Genomic DNA, 19,103 nt, shown 5'->3' on the forward strand with positions numbered 1-19,103 from the left:
TTATCTCCGGTTCGGGTTGAAGGTGCTCGGCAAGGTGGCCCAGCAACTATCGTAGTCGGCCTGCAACTGCGGGCATTCAAGGGCTTGCAGGCTCGGGCGCAGCACCTGGCTGGTCTCGAACATGAAGGCCATGGTGTTGTCGATCTTGTGCGGCGCCAGGTCGGCGGCAATGGCCTTTTCGCAGGTTTCGGCGTCGGGGCCATGGGCGCTCATCACCCCGTGCAGCGAGGCACCGCCCGGCAGGAAGCCCTCGGCCTTGGCGTCGTAGGCGCCGCTGATCAGGCCCATGAACTCGTTCATCAGGTTGCGGTGGAACCATGGTGGACGGAAGGTGTTCTCGGCCACCATCCAGCGTGGCGGGAAGATCACGAAGTCCATGTTGGCCAGGCCATGCACGCTGGTCGGCGAGGTCAGCACGGTGAAGATCGATGGATCCGGGTGGTCGAAGCTGACCGTGCCGATGGTGTTGAAGCGGCGCAGGTCGTACTTGTACGGCACGTTGCTGCCGTGCCAGGCGACCACGTCCAGTGGCGAGTGCTGCAGTTCGCAGGCCCAGTGTTCGCCGAGGAACTTCTGCACCAGCTGCACCGGGCCATCGGCCTCTTCGTACTGCGCCACCGGGGTGAGGAAGTCGCGCGGGTTGGCCAGGCCGTTGCTGCCGATCGGGCCCAGGTCCGGGATGCGCAGCGGCGCGCCGTGGTTTTCGGCGATGTAGCCACGGGCCTCGCCGTCGAGCAGTTCGACGCGGAACTTCATGCCACGCGGGATAACCGCGATTTCCAGCGGCTCGACTTCCATCACCCCCAGTTCGGTGGCAATGCGCAGGCGGCCTTGTTGCGGCACCAGCAGCAGTTCACCGTCGGCGTTGAAGAACACCCGCTCCATGGAACGGTTGGCGCGGTAGATGTAGATGCTCACGCCGGCCGGTTTATCCGCAGCGGCGTTGGCCACCATGGGCAGCCAGCCCTCGATGAAATCGGTCGCTTCGACGGGGATCGGCTGGGGGTTCCAGCGCAGGCGGTTTGGGGTGATGGCCCCCAGCGGGCCGGTCAGCGGCTGACGCGCCAAGCGCTCGAAACGCGGGTGCAGGGCAGACGGACGAATACGATACAGCCAGGTGCGGCGCAGCTCGCTGCGGGTCATGGTGAACGCCGTGCCCGAGAGCAGCTCGGCATACAGCCCATAGGGCGCCGTCTGCGGCGAGTTCTGCCCGACCGGCAAGGCCCCTGGCAGCGCTTCGCTGGCAAACTCGTTGCCGAAGCCGCTTAGGTAGTGAAGGTCGGGTGACGTATCGCGATTCATCGATGCCTCCGGGCTCTGGCCGAGCCGTTGCTGGCAGCTGGCTGCTGGCCCGGGGCGGGGTGGCAGCGCGTCTGCATTGTTTTTATCGTAATCAGATTACGAATAACGTAATTTGCTACGGGCAATGCGTCAAGCTATAAAGGCGCGACTCGACGAATCCGGAAGAAGATGTCCATGGCCAAAGCCAGCTCCCCCGCCGACAACGGCAAGCAGAAAGTCCGCTCGGCGGAGGTCGGCACCGACATCCTCAAGGCCCTTGCCGAACTCTCCCCGTCCACTTCCCTGTCACGCCTGGCGGAACATGTGCAGATGCCGGCGAGCAAGGTGCACCGTTACCTTCAGGCACTGATCGCCAGCGGTTTTGCCGAGCAGGATGCGGCCACCAACCATTACGGCCTTGGGCGGGAGGCACTGCGGGTGGGGCTGGCGGCGCTGGGCAGCATCGATGTACTGAAGATTGCCGCGTTGCCGTTGTCGCAGCTGCGCGATGAACTGAACGAGAGCTGCTTCGTTGCCGTATGGGGCAACCAGGGCGCGACAGTGGTCAGCATCGAGCCGGCGGTGCGCGCGGTCACCGTGGTAACGCAGATAGGCTCGGTACTGCCGCTGCTCACGTCGTCCACCGGGCTGGTGTTCGCCGCCTACCTGCCCGAGCGCGAGACCGTGGAGTTGCGTGACCGGGAACTGGCCGCCCTGCAGCACAGCGCCGCCGACTACCAGGCGGTACTGGAGGGCATTCGCGAACGTGGCCTGCACCATGTGCACGGGCTGTTGATGCCGGGCGTGGATGCGTTGTCAGCCCCAGTGTTCAATGCCATGGGGCAGATCGCCGCGGTGATGACCGTGGTCGGGCCGACGTCGATCTTCCATGCCGACGAGCATGGCCCGGCGGCGCAACGGCTGCTGGCGGCAGCGCGGGAAACCAGCTGGCGCATGGGCTATACGCCCGCCGGCTGAGCGCCTGCGGCACTATTGCCCGATACGTAAAGGTGAATGTCATAAGCGGCTATTTTTCCTACAGGATCAGGCGCTTATTCTTAACTCACTGGCCGGCATGAAGGGCTCTCCCCCCCGCCTTTCAGGCCTGCGAGGTTCACCGACGTAGATTTTGAAGCTCCTTGATCTGACGTCTCGATTGGCCGCTGCGGCTTGCAGCGGCCTTTTTTATCTGCCCTGAAAAACTCTTCGCCCGTGCCGGCAGACAAGTTTCAGCCCAGCGGATACTTCTGCAAGTTCGCCATCATCTGCTGCAACGCCTGCAAGCTGTCCTGCGGGTGCACTGCCCCGTCGAAATCGCCAATCCGTGCCCAGTTCTCTGCCACCTGTTCCGGGGTGAAGCCTTCACGCGGATCGAAGCCTACCCCCAGGCTACGCTCCCACCGTACCTTGCCCACCCAGCCGCCGCCCACTTCGAACAGCTCACCGCTGCCCTGGCACTGCTCGCTGCCCAGGTACACCACCAGCGGGCTGACCAGCTCTGGCTTGAGCCGCTCGAATACCTGAGGCGGGATCAGGCCTTCGGTCATGCGGGTGCCTCCCGTCGGGGCGATGGCGTTGACCAGGATACCGTGCTTGCGTCCTTCGATCGCCAAGGTACGAGTCAGCCCATACAGGCCGAGCTTGGCCATACCGTAATTGGCCTGCCCGAAGTTGCCGTAGATACCGGACGTGGACGCGGTGAAGATCACACGCCCCCAGTTTTGCTCGCGCAGGTGCGGCCAGGCAGCGCGGGTGACCTTGTAGGCCCCCTCGACATGCACCTGATACACCTGCTCCCAGTCGCTGTCTTCCATCTTGTGAAACGTCTTGTCACGCAGGATGCCGGCATTGTTCACCAGCACATCGACCCGGCCGAAGCTGTCCAGGGCCTGTTCGACAATACGCGCGCCGTGGCTGACCGAGTCATGGTTGGCAATGGCACTGCCACCAGCGGCGCGGATCTCTGCTACCACTCGGTCGGCGGCGGAGGCGCTGGCACCTTCCCCGTGGGTGGAGCCGCCGAGGTCGTTGACCACCACCCGCGCACCCCGCGCAGCGAACAGCAGCGCATGGGCACGGCCCAGGCCGCCCCCGGCTCCGGTGACGATCACCACGCGATCTTGCAGACGGACAGGCTCGCTCATGCTCATGGCTCCAGGCAGGTTCAGATCAGCCGAGTGTCCGCCGCCAGCGGCGGGCGGGCAATCAAGCTCACGCAGGCTGAATGCCTGGCAATAACGCAGCAGGATGGTTATGGGGCCGCTGTGCGGCCCATCGCCGGCAAGCCAGCTCCCACACCAACCGCGCCGACCTCCAGGCCTGCGCTGTACCTGTGGGAGCCGGCTTGCCGGCGATGGGGCCCTGTCAGGACCACGCCACTTTCTTCTGGAAGCAGCTCAGCGGTTGTTCACGAAAGGCCAGATAATGGCGCAGCACCTGCACCGGCGCTTCGGTATGCGGGTAATGGCCGATGCCCTGCAACTGCACGGTGTCCGGCTCCGGCACCAGTTGCCGGTAGCGCTCCACCATGTGCGCGCCGGACAGCGGGTCGACCACGCCATTGATGAAGCGCAGCGGCACGCCTTCGTGCTGCATCGCGCCAACCCAGCGTTCGCGGTGCAACCTGCGCTCCGGCATGTACCCCACCAGTTTGTGCAGGATGCGCGTGCCACGGTTGGCGGCGATCAAACTCCAGAAGTCATCCAGCACGCTTTCACTGGGTTGGGTGCAAGAGCCGTAGACCTGGATCACGCTGCGCACCAGGTCGTCACGCCCGAACGAACGCCCTACCAGCCAGCCCAGACGGCTGAGCAGCAACTTCTGGATCAGCAGCATGCGGCAGCTTTCGGGGAACAACCCACTGTTGAGGAACACGCAGCTGGCGATGTTGGCGCGCTGTTCATGATGCCGCGCCAGCAGTTCCTGCGCCACACTGCCGCCGTAGTCATGGGCCAGCAGATGCACGGGCTGGTCGACTTTCAGCTCGGCGAGCAAGGCCTGCTGCAGGTCGGCCTGCTCCATCAGGCTGTACAGGTGATCGACCGGTTTGGCCGAATCACCAAACCCCAGCATGTCGCAGGCGATCAACCGGAAGCGCTGGGCCAATGGCCCCCACAGGTAGCGCCAATCCCAGCTGGCAGTGGGGAAGCCGTGCAACAGAAGCAGGGGCTCTCCTTGCCCTGCGGTCCAGTAGCGGATGCTCTGGCCCCGGAAGCTGAAACTCTGTCCCCGGGTACGCCAGACGCACAATGGAATTTCGGCCATGGGCATCAGAACGGTCCCGGTGAGGTGGTGTTGGTGGAATAGAGCAAGGCTGCGGTCATTGCATGTCACCTCGGCACTTACATGTGCTCTCTATGTCGAGGCAGAGTCTAGCCAGCAGCCCATGGGCTGGAACTTGCGTTGCCAGCCAGCTTGATGACTTGGCGAGTCAGTGGCACGAACGGTCAGAGCAGCATGGCCAGCAGCGGTGCCGCGAACAGGTTCAACAACCCGGTCAGGACCATGACCAGGCCGGCCACCGAGCCTTCCTCGCGGCCTACCTCCTGCGCCCGGCTGACACCGGCACCATGGGCGCCGACACCGAACAGCGCGCCCCGCGCCAGCGGCGTGCGCAGCGGCAACCAACGCAGCAGCACGCCGCCGAACATGGCGCCCAGCACGCCGGTGAACATCACGAACACCGCCGTGAGCTCCGGTACGCCACCCAGGTCATGGGCCAATGGCATGGCAAAGGGCGTGGTGATCGAACGCGGCACCAGCGACAGGGTGGTCGCGCTGTCCAGCGCCAACATATGAGCCAACCCCCAGGAGCTGGCGATCGAAGCGCTGCTGCCGGCGACCATGCCTACCATCAGTGCCGGCCAGTGGCGCGCCAGCATGGCCCGTTGCTGCCAGATCGGCACCGCAAAAGCCACGGTCACCGGGCCAAGCACACTCATCAGCCAGTGAGTGTTGCGGGCGTATTCGGCATAAGCGGTGTGCAGCGGCACTGCTACCGCCAGCAACAGTACCGGCACCAGGATCAGCGGCGAAAGCAGGTAGCGCCCGCTACGCCGGTACAGCCAGCGGCTGCCCAGATAAGCCAGCAAGGTCAGGGTCAGCCAGAACAGCGGCATGGGCTCAAGGCTCATGGCGCAACCTCCAGCGGCACACCAGCTCCACGGTCAACGCGGTCACCACCATTACCATCAGGGTGCTCACGGCGATCACCAGCAGGATGCGCCAGCCCTCGTCACGGATCAGGGCGCCGTAATCGAGCAGGCTCATCAGCGCCGGGATGAAGAACAGCAGCATCTCGGCCATCAGCCAGCCGGCGCCCAGTTGCAGCATGGCGGGCTTGAGCACACCCGAGGCAAACAGCAACAGCAGCAATGCCAGGCCCATCACCCCGCCGGGAATCGGCCAGCCCAGCCAACTGGCAAGCTGGCCACCGAGCAGGAACAGTGCACAGAGGATCGCCAGCTCGGCGAGCAGGCGCAGGGATTTTTTCAACAACGCGGGTTTCATGGGGGAGTCCTCGACAGGCTCTCATTTTAAGATTTGACTGCCTAGGCCAGAAGCGAATTGTTAGACTGAATGCCATTCCAGAATGGAATTGCGATCAATGGAATTCAAACAATTGCGCAGCTTTATCGAAGTGGTCCACCGCGGCGGCTTTACCCAAGCGGCGCAGACCCTGCACATCAGCCAGTCGGCGGTGAGCAAACAGGTGGCCCAGCTCGAGCAAGATGTGGGCCAGCCGCTGCTGGAGCGCCAGGCCTCGCAGCTGCACCTGACCGCTGCCGGGCGCATCGTGCTGGAGCGTGGCGAAGCCTTGCTGCGCCAACGTCAGGCGCTGCTCAACGAACTGGACGACCTCAGCCAGATGGGCCGCGGTGAACTGCGCCTGGGCTTGCCGATGCTGGGGAGCGACGCGCTGTTCGCTAGCTTGTTCGCCGAGTATCGGCGGCGTCACCCGAACATCGCGGTCCAGTTGCTCGAAGGCGGAAGCCGCAGCATCGAACAGGCAGTCAAGAATGGCGAACTGGAACTGGGAGGAAGCCTGACGCCCAGTGACGAGGCGTTCGACTACCAGCCGTTCTGCAACGAACCACTGGATGCCCTGTTGCCTGCAGGCCACGCGCTGGCGGGCCAGGCCGGGGTGGACCTGCAACAGCTGGCGGATACGCCGTTCCTGCTTTACCAGCGCAGCTTCGTACTCAATGACCGATTGCTGAAGGCGTGCCAGCAGCAGGGCTTTACCCCCAAGGAAGGCGGTCGCAGTGGCCAGGCGGACTTTCTCGCGGCGCTGGCGGCGGCGGGCCAGGGCGTGGTGCTGCTGCCCCGTGTGGTGGCGAAAGCGCTGGAGCGCCCCGGTGTGGTGCGCTTGCCGCTGCGCTCGCCGAGGGATTTGCGTTGGGATATCGCGTTCATCTGGCGGCGCGGGGCGTATCTGTCGCGGGCAGCGCAGGCGTGGTTGGCGTTGGTGAGCGAGTGGCCGGAGCTCGGCAGCAAGGGATGAGTTGCCCTTGTCGGCCTCTTCGCGGGTAAACCCGCTCCCACAGGAACACCACAGCCTCTGAAATCTGTGCAGTAGCTGTGGGAGCGGGTTCACCCGCGAAGCGGCCGGTACAGGCGAAAAATACCCGTCAGGCTTTAAGGGTACTCACCAACTCAGCCAACCAAGGCTCTGCATCCGCCTCCGGAGTCACCGTCTCGCTGGCATCCAGGCGCAACATCGGCTGCACTTCGCGCACGCCCAGTTCGGAAAACAGTTCGCGCATCTGCTCGCCACCACCGCAATAGGTATCGCCATAACTGCTGTCACCCAGCGCAATCACTGCACCCGGCAGGCCACGCCAGGCCGCAGGCAGGGTATCGCGAATGCTGCTGTACAACGGCATGAGGTTGTCCGGCAGTTCGCCCATGCCAGTGGTCGAGGTCACGGCCAGCAAGGCGTCAGGGCCAAAACCTTCAAGGTCCTGCAAGGTGGGGCGGGCCGCATGCCAGGCCTCCAGGCCCTCAGCCTTGAGCAGCGATTCAGCGTGACGGGCGACTTCTTCGGCGGTGCCATAGACCGATCCGGAAATAATGGCGACTTTCATCGGGGAGAGGATTCCGAAACTGAGTGAAAACGTAGGATACTAGCATCCGGCGCTGGCAAAAGGCCGCCTCTACCAAAGTCACCATCCTCAGCCCTGCTTCGCACCCTTGTTTGCTCAATGGCCCGAACATGATCAACGCGCAACTATTGCAATCCATGGTCGATGCGTCCAATGACGGCATCGTGGTCGCCGAACAGGAAGGCGACGACACCATCCTCATCTACGTGAACGCAGCCTTCGAACGCCTGACCGGCTACAGCCGTGACGAAATCCTCTACCAGGATTGCCGCTTCCTGCAGGCCGACGACCGCGACCAGCTTGGCCGCGCCCGCATCCGCAAGGCCCTGGCCGAAGGCCGCCCATGCCGCGAAGTGCTGCGCAACTACCGCAAGGATGGCAGCTCTTTCTGGAACGAACTGTCGATCACCCCGGTAAGGCACGACACCGAACAGCGCACCTACTTCATCGGTATCCAGAAAGACGTTACTCGCCAGGTCGAACTGGAGCGGGAACTGGCGCAACTGCGCGTTCGTCCGAAACCCGACGAACGCACCTGAACCAAGTTCGCCACGCACGGTCAATCCCGTTGAAGAAATCGCTATCGAGTTCGATCATGCAAGCAGAAGCGCTCCTGACCCAGGACGAGCTGGATTTCATACAGAACATGCAGCATTCGCCACAGTTGAACCTGGCCGACCCCATGTCGAGCCTGCTGGTCAATGGCGACCGACGCATCCAGAGCTTGCTCACCCGCTTGGTGGCCAACGAGCAGGTAACCCTGCAGGCCCAGTTCAACAACCAGCAGATCAGCTTCCCGCTGCAACTGGTGGAAGACGAGTTCCATGCCCTGCACCTGCAACTGGGCTCACCGGAAATCTACGAGGACGGCCCAATGCTGCGCCCCTGGCGCCTGTCGATGGAGCAACCGAGCGCACTGCTCGATGCCCATGGGCAGGAAAGTGGCCTGTGGGTTCGCGATATTTCGTTCAAGGGTACATTGCTGGAAGTTCGTGGCCTGCCAGCGGCACCAGCCCGCTTCGACCTGCGCTTCGCCCCTGGCGGCATCCCACCCATCGAACTTCATGGCGTGCTTGGCCGGCGCATCGGCCCGGACCTGGCCGCCTACGACCTCAGCCAAAGCCCGGCCGAAGAGATCGAACGCCTGCGCGACTACATCCTCCAGGCCCACCGCCGGGCCCACCCCGAGCTTCACACTCAGGTATCTAGCTGACCGGCCAGAAACTGCCGCAAACGCTGGCGCATCACGCTACTTTGCGCCCCCAGGCAGGCGATCGGGCTGCCTGCCAGGCTGTCCTGTGCCAGTTCCGCCGCTTCACCAGCCAGTAATAAAGGGCATTCCAGCCCTGCCACCAGGCGCGTCAGGCGCCGGGTGAGTTCCGACGTGGGCGGCTGATGGGAGAACAGCACCATGGCATCCGGTTTCAGGCGCTCGCAGACCAGTGCCAGTTCTGCCAGCGGCTGCCCGCTCGCCAATGGCGTCACGCCAACTTCATCGCTGCCCAAGGTCAGGCTGGTCACCAGCAAATCCAACTCGTGGCACTGCCCCGGCAATGGCGCCAACAGCACCATGCGGCTGCGCGGTGCACGGGCAAGTTGCAAGCGGGCGGACACCCTGCCACGCAGGAACTGATCAAAAAACAGCCACTCGCTGGTCTGCCCGTAGCCGCCCTGCCCAGCCGCCAGGTCATGCCACACCGGCATGAACACTTCACTGAATACCTGGTCCAGGGTGCAGGCGGCAAACACCTCATCGAACAGGCGGTCCAGGCCGGACAGGTCAAAACGTTGCAGCGCCTGACGAATCTGCTGCTGCCAGCGCGCCCAGGCGCCCGTCGCGCCACCTGCCTGCCCGGCAACGGCATGATCACGCGCGAGGATGCTGGCAACCTTGCTTACCGCCACGCCGCGCTCCAGCCAGCCAAGGATGCGACGGATGTCATCGATGTCGGCTTGGGAATACAAGCGGTGGCCACTGTCGGTGCGGGTTGGCTGGATCAGGCCATGGCGGCGCTCCCAGGCGCGCAAGGTCACAGCATTGACGCCAGTCAGGCGGGAAACCTCACGGATTGGAAACAGGTCCTGCTGCGCCAGGCCCGCATCGATTAACGGATTCAGTCCCTGTTCGTTCATCTGCACGGGGTACCCTGTGTTCCCAAGTTGAACACTAGTCTACTACGGCAATACCAAACGCTGGGCCGCAACCGTTTGCCGGCTGACAGTTGCCGAAGATCATGCATGGGCGATAATCCGCGCCCGATTCTTGCATGCACGCCTGCGTCGCCCACCACCCCGGGCCGCACAGCCAAAGGGGCCGGCTACCCGCCAGCCCCGTTGCCAGGAGATACACGATGTCTACCCCACCCGTCACCCTGATGGTGTCGCGCCGCGCCGCCCATGGCCGCTACCAGGACCTGCTGGCCTGGCTGCATGAAGGCGAACAGCTGGCCACCGACTTCCCCGGCTACCTTGGCTCGGGCATCCTCGCGCCGCCCCGCGACAGCGACGAATTCCAGATAATCTTCCGTTTCAGCGACGAGCCAACCCTGCATGCCTGGGAGCATTCCGCCTCGCGCCGGGCCTGGTTGCAGCGTGGCACCGGCCTGTTCGAACGCCCCAAAGAAGCGCGCGTTAGCGGCATCGACCACTGGTTCGGCACCAACATGGTGCAAAAACCCCCGCGCTGGAAGCAAGCCGTGGCCATATGGCTGGCATTTTTCCCGGTCTCATTGATGTTCAACCTAGTGTTCGGCCACTGGCTGGCAGCGCTGGATCTGGTGCCCCGTGTACTGCTCAGCACCCTGGGCCTGACGCCGGTGATGGTCTATCTGTTCATCCCCCTTTCCACCCGCCTGCTGGCCGGCTGGTTGCATGCATCACCGGCCCCTGCTGGCGCCCTGCGCAGCCGCTGAGGCCAGGCCATACAAGCGGTAGACAGTTCGGGTATGCTGGGCGGCAACCAAAGGACAGACAAGTTGACCGCCCCGAACATGAACAGCCCCATTCTCGTTACCGGAGCCAGCCAGCGCGTCGGGCTGGCCCTGGCCCTTGAACTGGCACAGGCCGGCCATACGGTGGTAAGTGCCAGCCGCAGCGTCCAGCCACAGGCGGCCCACCCGAATATCGTGCAGTTCCAGGCCGACCTGTGCCAGGCAGCCGACCGCCAGGCCCTGATCGACTACCTGCACAACCACTACGACGGCCTGCGCGCAATCATCCATAACGCCTCGCTGTGGCTCGACGATGGCCTCGACAACCTCGAGACCATGTTCCGCCTGCACGTCGAAGCGCCCTACCACCTCAACCTGGCCCTGGGCGACCTGCTGGCCAAGGTGGAAAAGGCCGACATCATCCACATTTGCGACGAAACCTCTTCACGCGGCAGCAAAAGCCACATCGGCTACGCCGCGACCAAGGCCGCGTTGCAGAACATGGTGCTGTCGTTCGCCGAAAAATATGCGCCCAAGGTGCATGTGAACGGTATCCTGCCGGGGCTGCTTATCCTCAAGGAAGGGGGTGACGAAACCTACCGCCAGCAGACGCTGAAAAAGGCCCTGCTGGAGTTCGAACCCGGCGCCGGCCCGCTGATCGAGACGGTCAAGTACCTGCTCGCCAGCCAGTACAGCACCGGCAGCCAGGTGGTCATCAACGGTGGCCGCCACCTGAAGAACCGCATGACCTGAGAGAAGCCCATGACCCCACAGCAACAGCTCGAACTCGAGGCCGCCGCGTTCCGGCGCCTGGTCGAACACCTGCAGAAGCGCACCGACGTGCAGAACATCGACCTGATGAACCTGTCCGGCTTCTGCCGCAACTGCCTGTCCAAGTGGTACAAGGCCGCGGCTGACGAGCGCCAGCTCGACCTGAGCCTGGATGACGCCCGCGAAGCGGTGTACGGCATGCCCTACGCCGAGTGGAAAGCCCAATACCAGAAAGAAGCCAGCGCCGACCAACAAGCGGCGTTCGAAAAAGGAAAACCCCGTGACTGACCTGAACACCCTGCGCGCCAGCCTGGCCAGCGGCCAACACGTATTTGCCGACACCCTGGCGTTCATTGCCGACAACTACAGCTACCAGCCACAGGCCTTCGACAATGGCGGCGTGGCGAATGCGGCCGGGCAGAACGAAGGTTCGTGCAAGACCCTGGGCCTGGCGCTGCTGGAAGGGCTGAGCGACCAGGAAGCGCTGTTGGCCTTTGGCGAGCACTACCGTGACGTGGTGGCCACGCCCGAGGGCAGCGACCATGGCAATATCCGCGCGCTGATCAAGCATGGGCTGGCGGGTGTGAAGTTTGCCGAGCTGCCGCTTGCGCGCAAGGCTTGAGATTTTGGGGCCGCTCCGCGGCCCTTTCGCCGGCAAGCCAGCTCCCACAGGTGCCCCGCTGCCTTCAAACTGATCATCCCCCTGTGGGAGCTGGCGTGCCGGCGATGAGGCCGGTGCAGACAGCATCAACCCATGATCCTTCCTGGGACCTCACCCGCTAACCCACCCTGCTGCAACCACTGCAAGGCCACCGGCCACAAACTTTCGCGAAAGCGGTCATGGAAGAACGCGAAATGGCCAATTTCATCGACCGAGATATCCACAGGCGCAATGCGCAGGTGCTGGCGCTCGGCGCCCTGCAGATAACCCAGCAAACGCTCGGTCGCCGCCACGGTACCAAAGGGGTCATCGGTCAGGCTGATGGCCAACGTCGCCGCCCGCACCTGGGCGAACGGTAGTGCCTCCAGTGCACGCCCGCTGGGTCGGTGCTCATAGCGCGGGGTACGAGTGGCCCAGTCATGCACCACGCCAGATGGCGTGTCCTCCAGCCAACCCAGGCGCTTGCCGGGAAAATAACCGAACACCCGGGTGAGCAGCGGCATTATCACATGCCACTTGCCAAACAATTGCCAGCGCTGGTCAGCCGCGTAATCGCGCCAGTAGGCGAATTGCGCGCCAACCATCACCACCCGGCGTACCTTGCTCGCCGACGGTGCCAACCCCACTGCGCAGCCGCCAAAACTATGCCCTACCACATCCACCGGCTGGCCGGGGAAATGTTCTGCGGCATGCACCAGCATGGCTTCGAAATCCAGCCGGCCCCAGTCGCTCCAGGATGCCTGGAAGCCACGCAGCGAGGCCGGGCGGGATTCGCCGATGCCACGGTAGTCGTAGGTCAGTACATCGCACCCTTGGGCGAACAGGTAGTCGGCGAAACGCGAGTAGTAGCGGCAGCGTACCGAGGTGGCAGCATTGATGATCACCAGCGGGCGCTGGGGGTCAGGTCGGGCGTGGCGCCAGCGGAAGCCGCCGAGGTTGTAACCGTCGGCTGCGGTGTGGCGAAAGGCAGTGGCGGGCTGGGTGAGGCTGCTCATGGCACATTCCCTGTCGTTGTGCGCCAAAGCTAGCAAAAAATTCCCGGGCTGTACCGGCCTCTTCGCGGGCTTGCCCGCTCCCACAGGTTCCCCACTGCCTTCAGGCGTGTTGAGATCCCTGTGGGAGCGGGCAAGCCCGCGAAAGGGCCGGTACAGGCCGACAGCGATTACAGCTCGACGCAGTCGAACTTCACATCGGTAGCCACGTCTTCGTCGTAGTTGACGTCAGCGCGCTCGAAACCGAACAGGTTGAGGAACTGCTTCTTGTAGCCGGCATAGTCGGTCAGCTCGAACAGGTTCTCGGTGGTCACCTGTGGCCACAGCGCCTTGCAGGCGCCCTGCACGTCATCACGCAGTTCCCAGTCGTCCAGGCGCAGGCGGCCCTTCTCGTCGACCTCGGCCGGCGCGCCGTCGGCACGGTACATGCGGTCGCGGTACATGCGGTCCAGCTGGTCCTGGGTGCCTTCGTGAACACCCTTCTCCTGCATGATCTTGAACACCATGGACAGGTACAGCGGCATCACCGGGATGGCCGAGCTGGCCTGGGTAACCACCGACTTCAGCACCGCCACGTTGGCGCCGCCCTTGACTTCACCGGCCAGTTTCTTGTCCAGGCGCAGGGCGGTTTCGTCCAGGTCCTGCTTGGCCTGGCCCAGTGCACCGTGCCAGTAGATCGGCCAGGTGATGTCGCTGCCGATGTAGCTGAAGGCCACGGTGCGGGCGCCTTCGGCCAGCACGTTGGCGCCAGCCAGGGCGTCGATCCACAGCTGCCAGTCCTGGCCCCCCATGACGGTGACGGTGTCGGCGATTTCCTGCTCGGTAGCCGGCTCGATGCTGGCCTCGATGATGGTGTCCTTGTTGGTATCGATGGCGGTCGACTTGTACGGCTGGCCGATCGGCTTCAGGGCCGAACGCACCAGTTCACCGGTCTGCGGCAGCTTGCGCACCGGCGAGGCCAGCGAGTAGATGACCAGGTCGACCTTGCCGCCCATTTCGTTCTTGATCAGCTCGATGACCTTGGCACGGGCTTCATCGGAGAAAGCGTCACCATTGATCGACTTGCTGTACAGGCCCTCGGCCTTGGCGAACTTGTCGAAGGCTGCAGCGTTGTACCAGCCAGCGGTGCCGGCCTTGGTCTCGGTGCCTGGCTTTTCGAAGAACACGCCCAGGGTGTCGGCCTTGAAGCCGAACGCCGCGGTGATGCGGGCTGCCAGGCCGTAGCCGCTGGAAGCACCGATGACCAGGACCTTCTTCGGGCCATCCTCGCGCACGCCCAGCTTGCGGGTGGCTTCGATCTGGTCACGGACGTTGAGCTCGCAGCCCTTCGGGTGAGTCGTGGTGCAGATGAAACCGCGGACCTTAGGATGAATGATGGCCAATGTCTGTACCTCGTCAGGTTTATGCCGGGGGAAGCGCCGCCATGGGCGATTCCGGTTGATCAGAGGGTGAGACTACCCCCGCAGGTTATCCGACACATATTACGGGGTGATCATTGGGATGCAAAACGGTGGTTAGCCTGTACCGGCCCCTTCGCGGGTAAACCCGCTCCCACATGGACCGTGCATAACTCAGGGCTTGCACAGTACCTGTGGAGCGGGTTTACCCGCGAAGAGGCCGGTACAGTCAATCGCGGTTTCGGCGGCGCCCGGTGAGCATCGACCACGGCAGGTTTTCCCGCATGCGCACACTCTCGTAAATGGCCGCCAGCACATGCACGCAAACCAGCACCAGCAGCGCGTTGGCCAGCCAGCTGTGCAGGTCCATCGGCCAGTCGACACCAAACAGCGCGTCCACCTCCTGCGACGCCCACCCGGTAAGGCCCAGGCCGGCGATGCAGGTCAGCATCAGCACCATCACCAGGGCGCCAATCGGCGAATGCCCCATGTGATGGTCAAGCTCCCCATGCAGCAGCGCCCGGGCATGCCCGATCAGGCTTGCCGGGGTTGGCCAGAAGTCGGCCCAACGCGCGCTGCGTGGCCCGACAAAGCCCCAGATCACACGCACCACCACAACGGCCAGTGCGTAGTAACCCAGCCACTGGTGCCAGTCTTCACCTTCTTCGTTGAAGAAGTAGTTGGCGAAGAACACCACGGCAATCGACCAATGGCACAGCCGCAGCAGGGGGTCCCACAGCTGTACCGTGCCTTCGCTGTTCAATCGTGGTACTCGGTCTTGACTGCCTTGCCCGTCACTGGGTCATGGTAGATCTCGACCTTCCTGCCATCCTTGTCGAAGCCGTAGATCTCGTAGCAGTTACCCTTGGTGACCTTGAACTTGTTGATCTTGTAGCCCTGTTCCTTGAGCTGCGTCTGGAATTTTGCCTGGTCCTGCCAGGTGCTTTTATCAGCGGTGGTGCATTCGGTGGCGGCAAACACAGTGCTGCTGCCAATCAGGAGGGTCATGGCGATCAATGTACGCATGGGACATGAACTCCATTCAGATGAGTGTAAAAGCGCATCCCTAAGCATAGATCTGCAGGCCTCTTTGCGCTCATTCATTTGATTTGCACATCAATCGCAAAGAAAAACAAACTTAACAAATGAGCCAAAGCCATCGATGCTTGAGGCATTACGCCCATCGCACGGAGAACAACAACATGAACGACGTCGTCATCGTCGCCGCAACCCGTACCGCCATCGGCAGCTTCCAGGGCGCCTTGGCCACTGTGCCTGCGGTAGACCTGGGTGCCGCCGTGATCAAGCGCCTGCTGGAGCAGACCGGGCTGGCCCCGGCGCAGGTCGACGAAGTCATCCTCGGCCAGGTGCTTACCGCCGGTGCCGGGCAGAACCCGGCACGCCAGGCCGCGATCAAGGCCGGCCTGCCCTTCAGCGTACCGGCAATGACCCTGAACAAGGTTTGCGGCTCGGGCCTGAAGGCACTGCACCTGGCCGCTCAGGCCATCCGCTGCGGTGACGCCGAGGTAGTCATCGCCGGCGGCCAGGAGAACATGAGCCTTGCCCCCTACGTGATGCCGTCGGCCCGCACCGGCCAGCGCATGGGCCATGGCCAGTTGATCGACAGCATGATCACCGACGGCCTGTGGGATGCCTTCAACGAATACCACATGGGTATCACTGCCGAAAACTTGGTGGACCAGTACGGCCTCAGCCGTGAGCAGCAGGATGCCTTTGCCGCCGAATCGCAGCGCAAGGCGGTAGCGGCGATCGAGGCCGGCCGCTTCGATGACGAAATCACCCCGATCGTGCTGCCGCAGAAAAAGGGAGAACCCAAGGTGTTCGCGCGGGACGAGCAGCCACGCCCGGATACCACCGCCGAATCCCTGGGCAAACTGCGCCCGGCGTTCAAGAAGGATGGCAGCGTCACCGCCGGCAACGCCTCGAGCCTGAATGATGGCGCCGCCGCCGTGCTGCTGATGAGCGCAGCCAAGGCCAAGGCCCTGGGCCTGCCGGTGCTGGCCAGGATCGCGGCTTATGCCAGTGCCGGCGTGGACCCGGCGATCATGGGCATTGGCCCGGTTTCGGCCACCCAGCGCTGCCTGGACAAGGCCGGCTGGCAACTGGCCGAGCTGGACCTGATCGAAGCCAACGAAGCCTTTGCCGCGCAGGCCCTGGCCGTGGGCAAGGCGCTGGAATGGGATGCCACGCGAGTCAACGTGAATGGCGGGGCGATTGCCCTTGGCCACCCGATTGGTGCGTCCGGGTGCCGGGTGCTGGTGACCCTGCTGCACGAAATGATCAAGCGGGACGCCAGGAAGGGCCTGGCAACTCTGTGCATTGGTGGCGGGCAAGGCGTGGCCCTGGCAATCGAGCGTTGATCACAGATTGAATTGAACAGGCCTGGCCCTTTCGCGGGTAAACCCGCTCCCACAGGGACCCCACTGAAGCTGAATCCAATGGAGCCCCTGTGGGAGCGCGTTTACCCGCGAAGAGGCCGGTACAGCCAGCGAAGAATCAGGCAGTGGTACGCAGCTCACGGGCAGCTGCGACCATGTTCACCAACGCTGCCTCGGTCTCCGGCCAGCCACGGGTCTTCAGCCCGCAATCTGGGTTGACCCACAGGCGCTCGGCCGGGATACGCCGGGCAGCCTTGCGCAGCAGCTCGACCATTTCCTCACGGGTCGGCACCCGTGGCGAGTGAATGTCATACACACCCGGGCCGATCTCGTTGGGGTAGGCGAACCGCTCGAACGCCGCCAGCAGCTCCATGTCCGACCGCGAGGTCTCGATGGTGATCACGTCGGCATCCATTGCCGCGATCGACTCGATCACGTCGTTGAACTCGCTGTAGCACATGTGGGTGTGGATCTGGGTTTCGTCACGCACCCCCGAGGCACACAGGCGGAAGGCCTCGGTGGCCCACTCCAGGTAATGGGCCCAGGCGCCGTGGCGCAGCGGCAGGCCTTCACGGAAAGCCGCTTCGTCGATCTGCACGATCCTGATACCCGCCGCTTCCAGGTCGACCACTTCGTCGCGGATCGCCAGCGCCAACTGGCGCGCCTGCACTTCGCGGCTCACGTCCTCACGCGGGAACGACCACATCAGCATGGTCACCGGGCCGGTCAGCATGCCCTTCATCACCTTGCTGGTCAGGCCCTGGGCGTACTTGATCCATTCCACGGTCATGGCCTTCGGCCGGCTCAGGTCACCAACGATCACCGCAGGCTTCACGCAGCGCGAACCATAGCTCTGCACCCAGCCGAAGCGGGTGAACACATAGCCATCGATCTGCTCGGCGAAGTACTCGACCATGTCGTTGCGCTCGGCCTCGCCGTGCACCAGCACATCCAGGCCCAGGTCCTCCTGGATTTTCACCGCATGGCGGATCTCGCTGTGCATGGCGTCGACGTAATCGGCCTCGGTCAGTTTGCCCTGCCTGTAAGCCTGGCGTGCCAGGCGAATCGCCGAGGTCTGCGGGAACGAACCGATAGTGGTGGTCGGGAACGCCGGCAGGTCGAGCCCCGCACGTTGCTTGACGATACGTTGGGCAAACGCCGACTGACGCTGGCTGTCAGCGGGCTTGATGGCCGCCAGGCGGGCCTGCACGGCTGGTTTGTGAATACGCGGCGAAGCGGCGCGGCTGGCCTGCACGGCCTGGCTTTGGGCCAGTGCGGCGGCCACGTCGTCGGCTTGCGGGGCGTTGATGGCCTTGGCCAGCAGCGCCACTTCCTGGCATTTCTGCACGGCGAAGGCCAGCCAGCTGTGCAGTTCGGCATCGAGCTGGTCTTCACGGTCCAGGTCCACCGGGCTGTGCAGCAGCGAGCAGGATGGCGCCACCCACAGCCGCTCCCCCAGTCGCTCATGGGCATGGCGCAGTACCTCCAACGCCTTTTCCAGGTCGCAGCGCCAGACGTTGCGGCCATTGACCAGACCCAGCGACAGCACCTTGTAGGCCGGCAGGCGGTCGAGGATGGTCGGGTACTGCTCGGGCGCACGTATCAGGTCGATGTGCAGGCCATCGACCGGCAGGTTGGCGGCCAGGCCCAGGTTGTCTTCCAGGCCGCCGAAGTAGGTGGCGATCAGCTTCTTCAGTGGCGCCCGCTGAAGGATGTTGTAGACGCGCTCGTAGGCATTCTTCCAGTCCTGCGGCAGGTCCAGGGCCAGGATCGGCTCATCGATCTGCACCCATTCCACGCCCTGGGCAGCCAGGCGGTTGAGAATCTGGTCATACAGAGGCAGCAGGCGGTCGAGCAGCTCCAGCTTGTCGAAATCGCCACCCTTGGCCTTGCCCAGCCACAGGTAGGTCAGCGGGCCGATCACCACCGGTTTGACCGCGTGGCCCAGGGCCTGGGCTTCTGCCACTTCTTCGAACAGTTGCTCCCAGCTCAGGGCGAACTGCTGGTCGGCGGTGAATTCTGGGACCAGGTAGTGGTAGTTGGTATCGAACCACTTGGTCATTTCCTGGGCGTGCGCGCCGCCGCAGCAGCTGTCACCCACGGCGCCACGGGCCATGGCGAACAGGGTTTGCAGGGTTGGCCTGGCAGCGTCGTGGCTGCGGAAACGCTGCGGGATCACGCCGAAGGTCAGCGAGTGGGTGAGCACCTGGTCGTACCAGGCGAAGTCGCCGACCGGCAGCAGTTCGATGCCGGCGTCTTTCTGCACCTGCCAGTGGCGGGCACGCAGCTCGCGACCGACGGCGCGCAGGCCGGTTTCGTCGAGTTCACCCTTCCAGAAGGCTTCCTGGGCCTTTTTCAGCTCGCGGTCGCGGCCGATACGTGGAAAGCCCAGGTTATGTGCCAGTGCCATGTCTTGTCCCTCAGCATGCATAAATGAATGAGGGGATTTTCCGGGCGCTGGCATCTTGAGACAAACTCATTAAATTTGAGATGAACTCAAGGTTTCCTCATGTTCGTGAAATTGTTCTGTCTGTATTGGCCCCTTCGCGGGCATGCCCGCTCCCACAG

21 protein-coding genes are annotated in these 19,103 nt (G+C 63.7%); 9 read left to right on the forward strand and 12 right to left on the reverse strand.

What is annotated here, in order from left to right; genetic code table 11:
• Positions 1–1,302: a homogentisate 1,2-dioxygenase gene (gene hmgA, locus V3314_RS25890; RefSeq protein ID WP_338459799.1), complete on the reverse strand. Its 1,302-nt coding sequence runs from the start codon at positions 1,300–1,302 to the stop codon at positions 1–3.
• 174 nt (positions 1,303–1,476) lie between these two features.
• On the opposite strand from hmgA, the gene V3314_RS25895 reads away from it, so the two are divergent.
• Entirely contained in the window at positions 1,477–2,259 is a 783-nt protein-coding gene (locus V3314_RS25895) for an IclR family transcriptional regulator (RefSeq protein ID WP_046616332.1), read from the forward strand.
• A gap of 251 nt (positions 2,260–2,510) precedes the next feature.
• Here the strand turns inward: V3314_RS25895 and V3314_RS25900 are convergent, their stop codons facing one another.
• The 4 genes from V3314_RS25900 to V3314_RS25915 all read right to left on the reverse strand — a co-directional run bounded on the left by V3314_RS25900 (position 2,511) and on the right by V3314_RS25915 (position 5,790).
• On the reverse strand, positions 2,511–3,425 hold the full coding sequence (locus V3314_RS25900) for an SDR family oxidoreductase (RefSeq protein ID WP_046616333.1): 915 nt from the start codon (positions 3,423–3,425) through the stop codon (positions 2,511–2,513).
• Positions 3,426–3,645: 220 nt separating this feature from the next.
• Positions 3,646–4,551 (reverse strand): alpha/beta hydrolase, encoded by a 906-nt coding sequence (locus tag V3314_RS25905; RefSeq protein ID WP_046616334.1) that lies wholly within the window; start codon positions 4,549–4,551, stop codon positions 3,646–3,648.
• A 176-nt stretch (positions 4,552–4,727) separates the two neighbouring features.
• The gene (locus V3314_RS25910; protein ID WP_196183697.1) at positions 4,728–5,414 is read right to left on the reverse strand and encodes an LrgB family protein; all 687 of its coding nucleotides are present in this window, start codon (positions 5,412–5,414) and stop codon (positions 4,728–4,730) included.
• Complete coding sequence (locus tag V3314_RS25915) at positions 5,404–5,790, reverse strand: CidA/LrgA family protein (RefSeq protein ID WP_085601167.1); 387 nt, start codon at positions 5,788–5,790, stop codon at positions 5,404–5,406. The genes V3314_RS25910 and V3314_RS25915 overlap by 11 nt, the downstream gene beginning before the upstream one ends.
• A gap of 97 nt (positions 5,791–5,887) precedes the next feature.
• Here V3314_RS25915 and V3314_RS25920 point away from each other — a divergent pair, with 97 nt between their 5' ends.
• Positions 5,888–6,784: a LysR substrate-binding domain-containing protein gene (locus V3314_RS25920; protein WP_338459801.1), complete on the forward strand. Its 897-nt coding sequence runs from the start codon at positions 5,888–5,890 to the stop codon at positions 6,782–6,784.
• 127 nt (positions 6,785–6,911) lie between these two features.
• Here V3314_RS25920 and V3314_RS25925 read toward each other — a convergent pair whose 3' ends face one another.
• A complete protein-coding gene (locus V3314_RS25925) occupies positions 6,912–7,367 on the reverse strand; it encodes a flavodoxin (RefSeq protein WP_338459802.1) in 456 nt (151 codons plus the stop codon).
• A gap of 128 nt (positions 7,368–7,495) precedes the next feature.
• Here V3314_RS25925 and V3314_RS25930 point away from each other — a divergent pair, with 128 nt between their 5' ends.
• Positions 7,496–7,924, forward strand: a complete 429-nt coding sequence (locus V3314_RS25930; protein ID WP_046616339.1) for a PAS domain S-box protein — start codon at positions 7,496–7,498, stop codon at positions 7,922–7,924.
• Positions 7,925–7,980: 56 nt separating this feature from the next.
• Entirely contained in the window at positions 7,981–8,598 is a 618-nt protein-coding gene (locus V3314_RS25935; protein ID WP_046616340.1) for a hypothetical protein, read from the forward strand.
• Here V3314_RS25935 and V3314_RS25940 read toward each other — a convergent pair.
• The gene (locus V3314_RS25940; RefSeq protein ID WP_046616341.1) at positions 8,583–9,518 is read right to left on the reverse strand and encodes a MerR family transcriptional regulator; all 936 of its coding nucleotides are present in this window, start codon (positions 9,516–9,518) and stop codon (positions 8,583–8,585) included. The two genes, V3314_RS25935 and V3314_RS25940, sit on opposite strands and share 16 nt — an antisense overlap.
• A 218-nt stretch (positions 9,519–9,736) precedes the next feature.
• Between V3314_RS25940 and V3314_RS25945 the strand changes: the two genes are divergently transcribed.
• From V3314_RS25945 to V3314_RS25960, 4 genes are read left to right on the forward strand one after another with little or no spacing between them, the layout of a single operon-like run.
• On the forward strand, positions 9,737–10,297 hold the full coding sequence (locus V3314_RS25945; RefSeq protein WP_046616342.1) for an antibiotic biosynthesis monooxygenase: 561 nt from the start codon (positions 9,737–9,739) through the stop codon (positions 10,295–10,297).
• Positions 10,298–10,330: 33 nt separating this feature from the next.
• On the forward strand, positions 10,331–11,068 hold the full coding sequence (gene folM / locus V3314_RS25950; RefSeq protein ID WP_046616343.1) for a dihydromonapterin reductase: 738 nt from the start codon (positions 10,331–10,333) through the stop codon (positions 11,066–11,068).
• Between the two features lie 9 nt (positions 11,069–11,077).
• A complete protein-coding gene (locus V3314_RS25955; protein ID WP_003260708.1) occupies positions 11,078–11,374 on the forward strand; it encodes a DUF1244 domain-containing protein in 297 nt (98 codons plus the stop codon).
• Positions 11,367–11,708 (forward strand): HopJ type III effector protein, encoded by a 342-nt coding sequence (locus tag V3314_RS25960; RefSeq protein WP_003260709.1) that lies wholly within the window; start codon positions 11,367–11,369, stop codon positions 11,706–11,708. Before V3314_RS25955 ends, V3314_RS25960 begins: the two co-directional genes overlap by 8 nt.
• 125 nt (positions 11,709–11,833) lie before the next feature.
• Here the strand turns inward: V3314_RS25960 and V3314_RS25965 are convergent, their stop codons facing one another.
• The 4 genes from V3314_RS25965 to V3314_RS25980 all read right to left on the reverse strand — a co-directional run bounded on the left by V3314_RS25965 (position 11,834) and on the right by V3314_RS25980 (position 15,162).
• Positions 11,834–12,742, reverse strand: coding sequence for an alpha/beta fold hydrolase (locus V3314_RS25965; protein WP_108479870.1), 909 nt, complete (start codon positions 12,740–12,742; stop codon positions 11,834–11,836).
• 167 nt (positions 12,743–12,909) lie between these two features.
• Positions 12,910–14,121 carry an enoyl-ACP reductase FabV gene (gene fabV / locus V3314_RS25970; RefSeq protein ID WP_046616345.1) on the reverse strand — a complete coding sequence of 404 codons (1,212 nt, stop codon included), beginning with the start codon at positions 14,119–14,121 and terminating at the stop codon, positions 12,910–12,912.
• A 244-nt stretch (positions 14,122–14,365) separates the two neighbouring features.
• Entirely contained in the window at positions 14,366–14,899 is a 534-nt protein-coding gene (locus tag V3314_RS25975; protein ID WP_046616346.1) for a cytochrome b/b6 domain-containing protein, read from the reverse strand.
• Positions 14,896–15,162 carry a PepSY domain-containing protein gene (locus tag V3314_RS25980; RefSeq protein WP_196188711.1) on the reverse strand — a complete coding sequence of 89 codons (267 nt, stop codon included), beginning with the start codon at positions 15,160–15,162 and terminating at the stop codon, positions 14,896–14,898. Before V3314_RS25980 ends, V3314_RS25975 begins: the two co-directional genes overlap by 4 nt.
• Positions 15,163–15,338: 176 nt before the next feature.
• Here V3314_RS25980 and V3314_RS25985 point away from each other — a divergent pair, with 176 nt between their 5' ends.
• Positions 15,339–16,517, forward strand: a complete 1,179-nt coding sequence (locus tag V3314_RS25985; RefSeq protein ID WP_338459804.1) for an acetyl-CoA C-acetyltransferase — start codon at positions 15,339–15,341, stop codon at positions 16,515–16,517.
• A 136-nt stretch (positions 16,518–16,653) separates the two neighbouring features.
• Here the strand turns inward: V3314_RS25985 and metE are convergent, their stop codons facing one another.
• A complete protein-coding gene (metE, locus tag V3314_RS25990; RefSeq protein ID WP_108479961.1) occupies positions 16,654–18,945 on the reverse strand; it encodes a 5-methyltetrahydropteroyltriglutamate--homocysteine S-methyltransferase in 2,292 nt (763 codons plus the stop codon).
• Positions 18,946–19,103 lie beyond the last annotated feature (158 nt).

It is taken from the genome of Pseudomonas sp. TE3-3-F2023 (assembly GCF_036784815.1).
GTDB classification, from domain to species: domain Bacteria; phylum Pseudomonadota; class Gammaproteobacteria; order Pseudomonadales; family Pseudomonadaceae; genus Aquipseudomonas; species Aquipseudomonas pudica.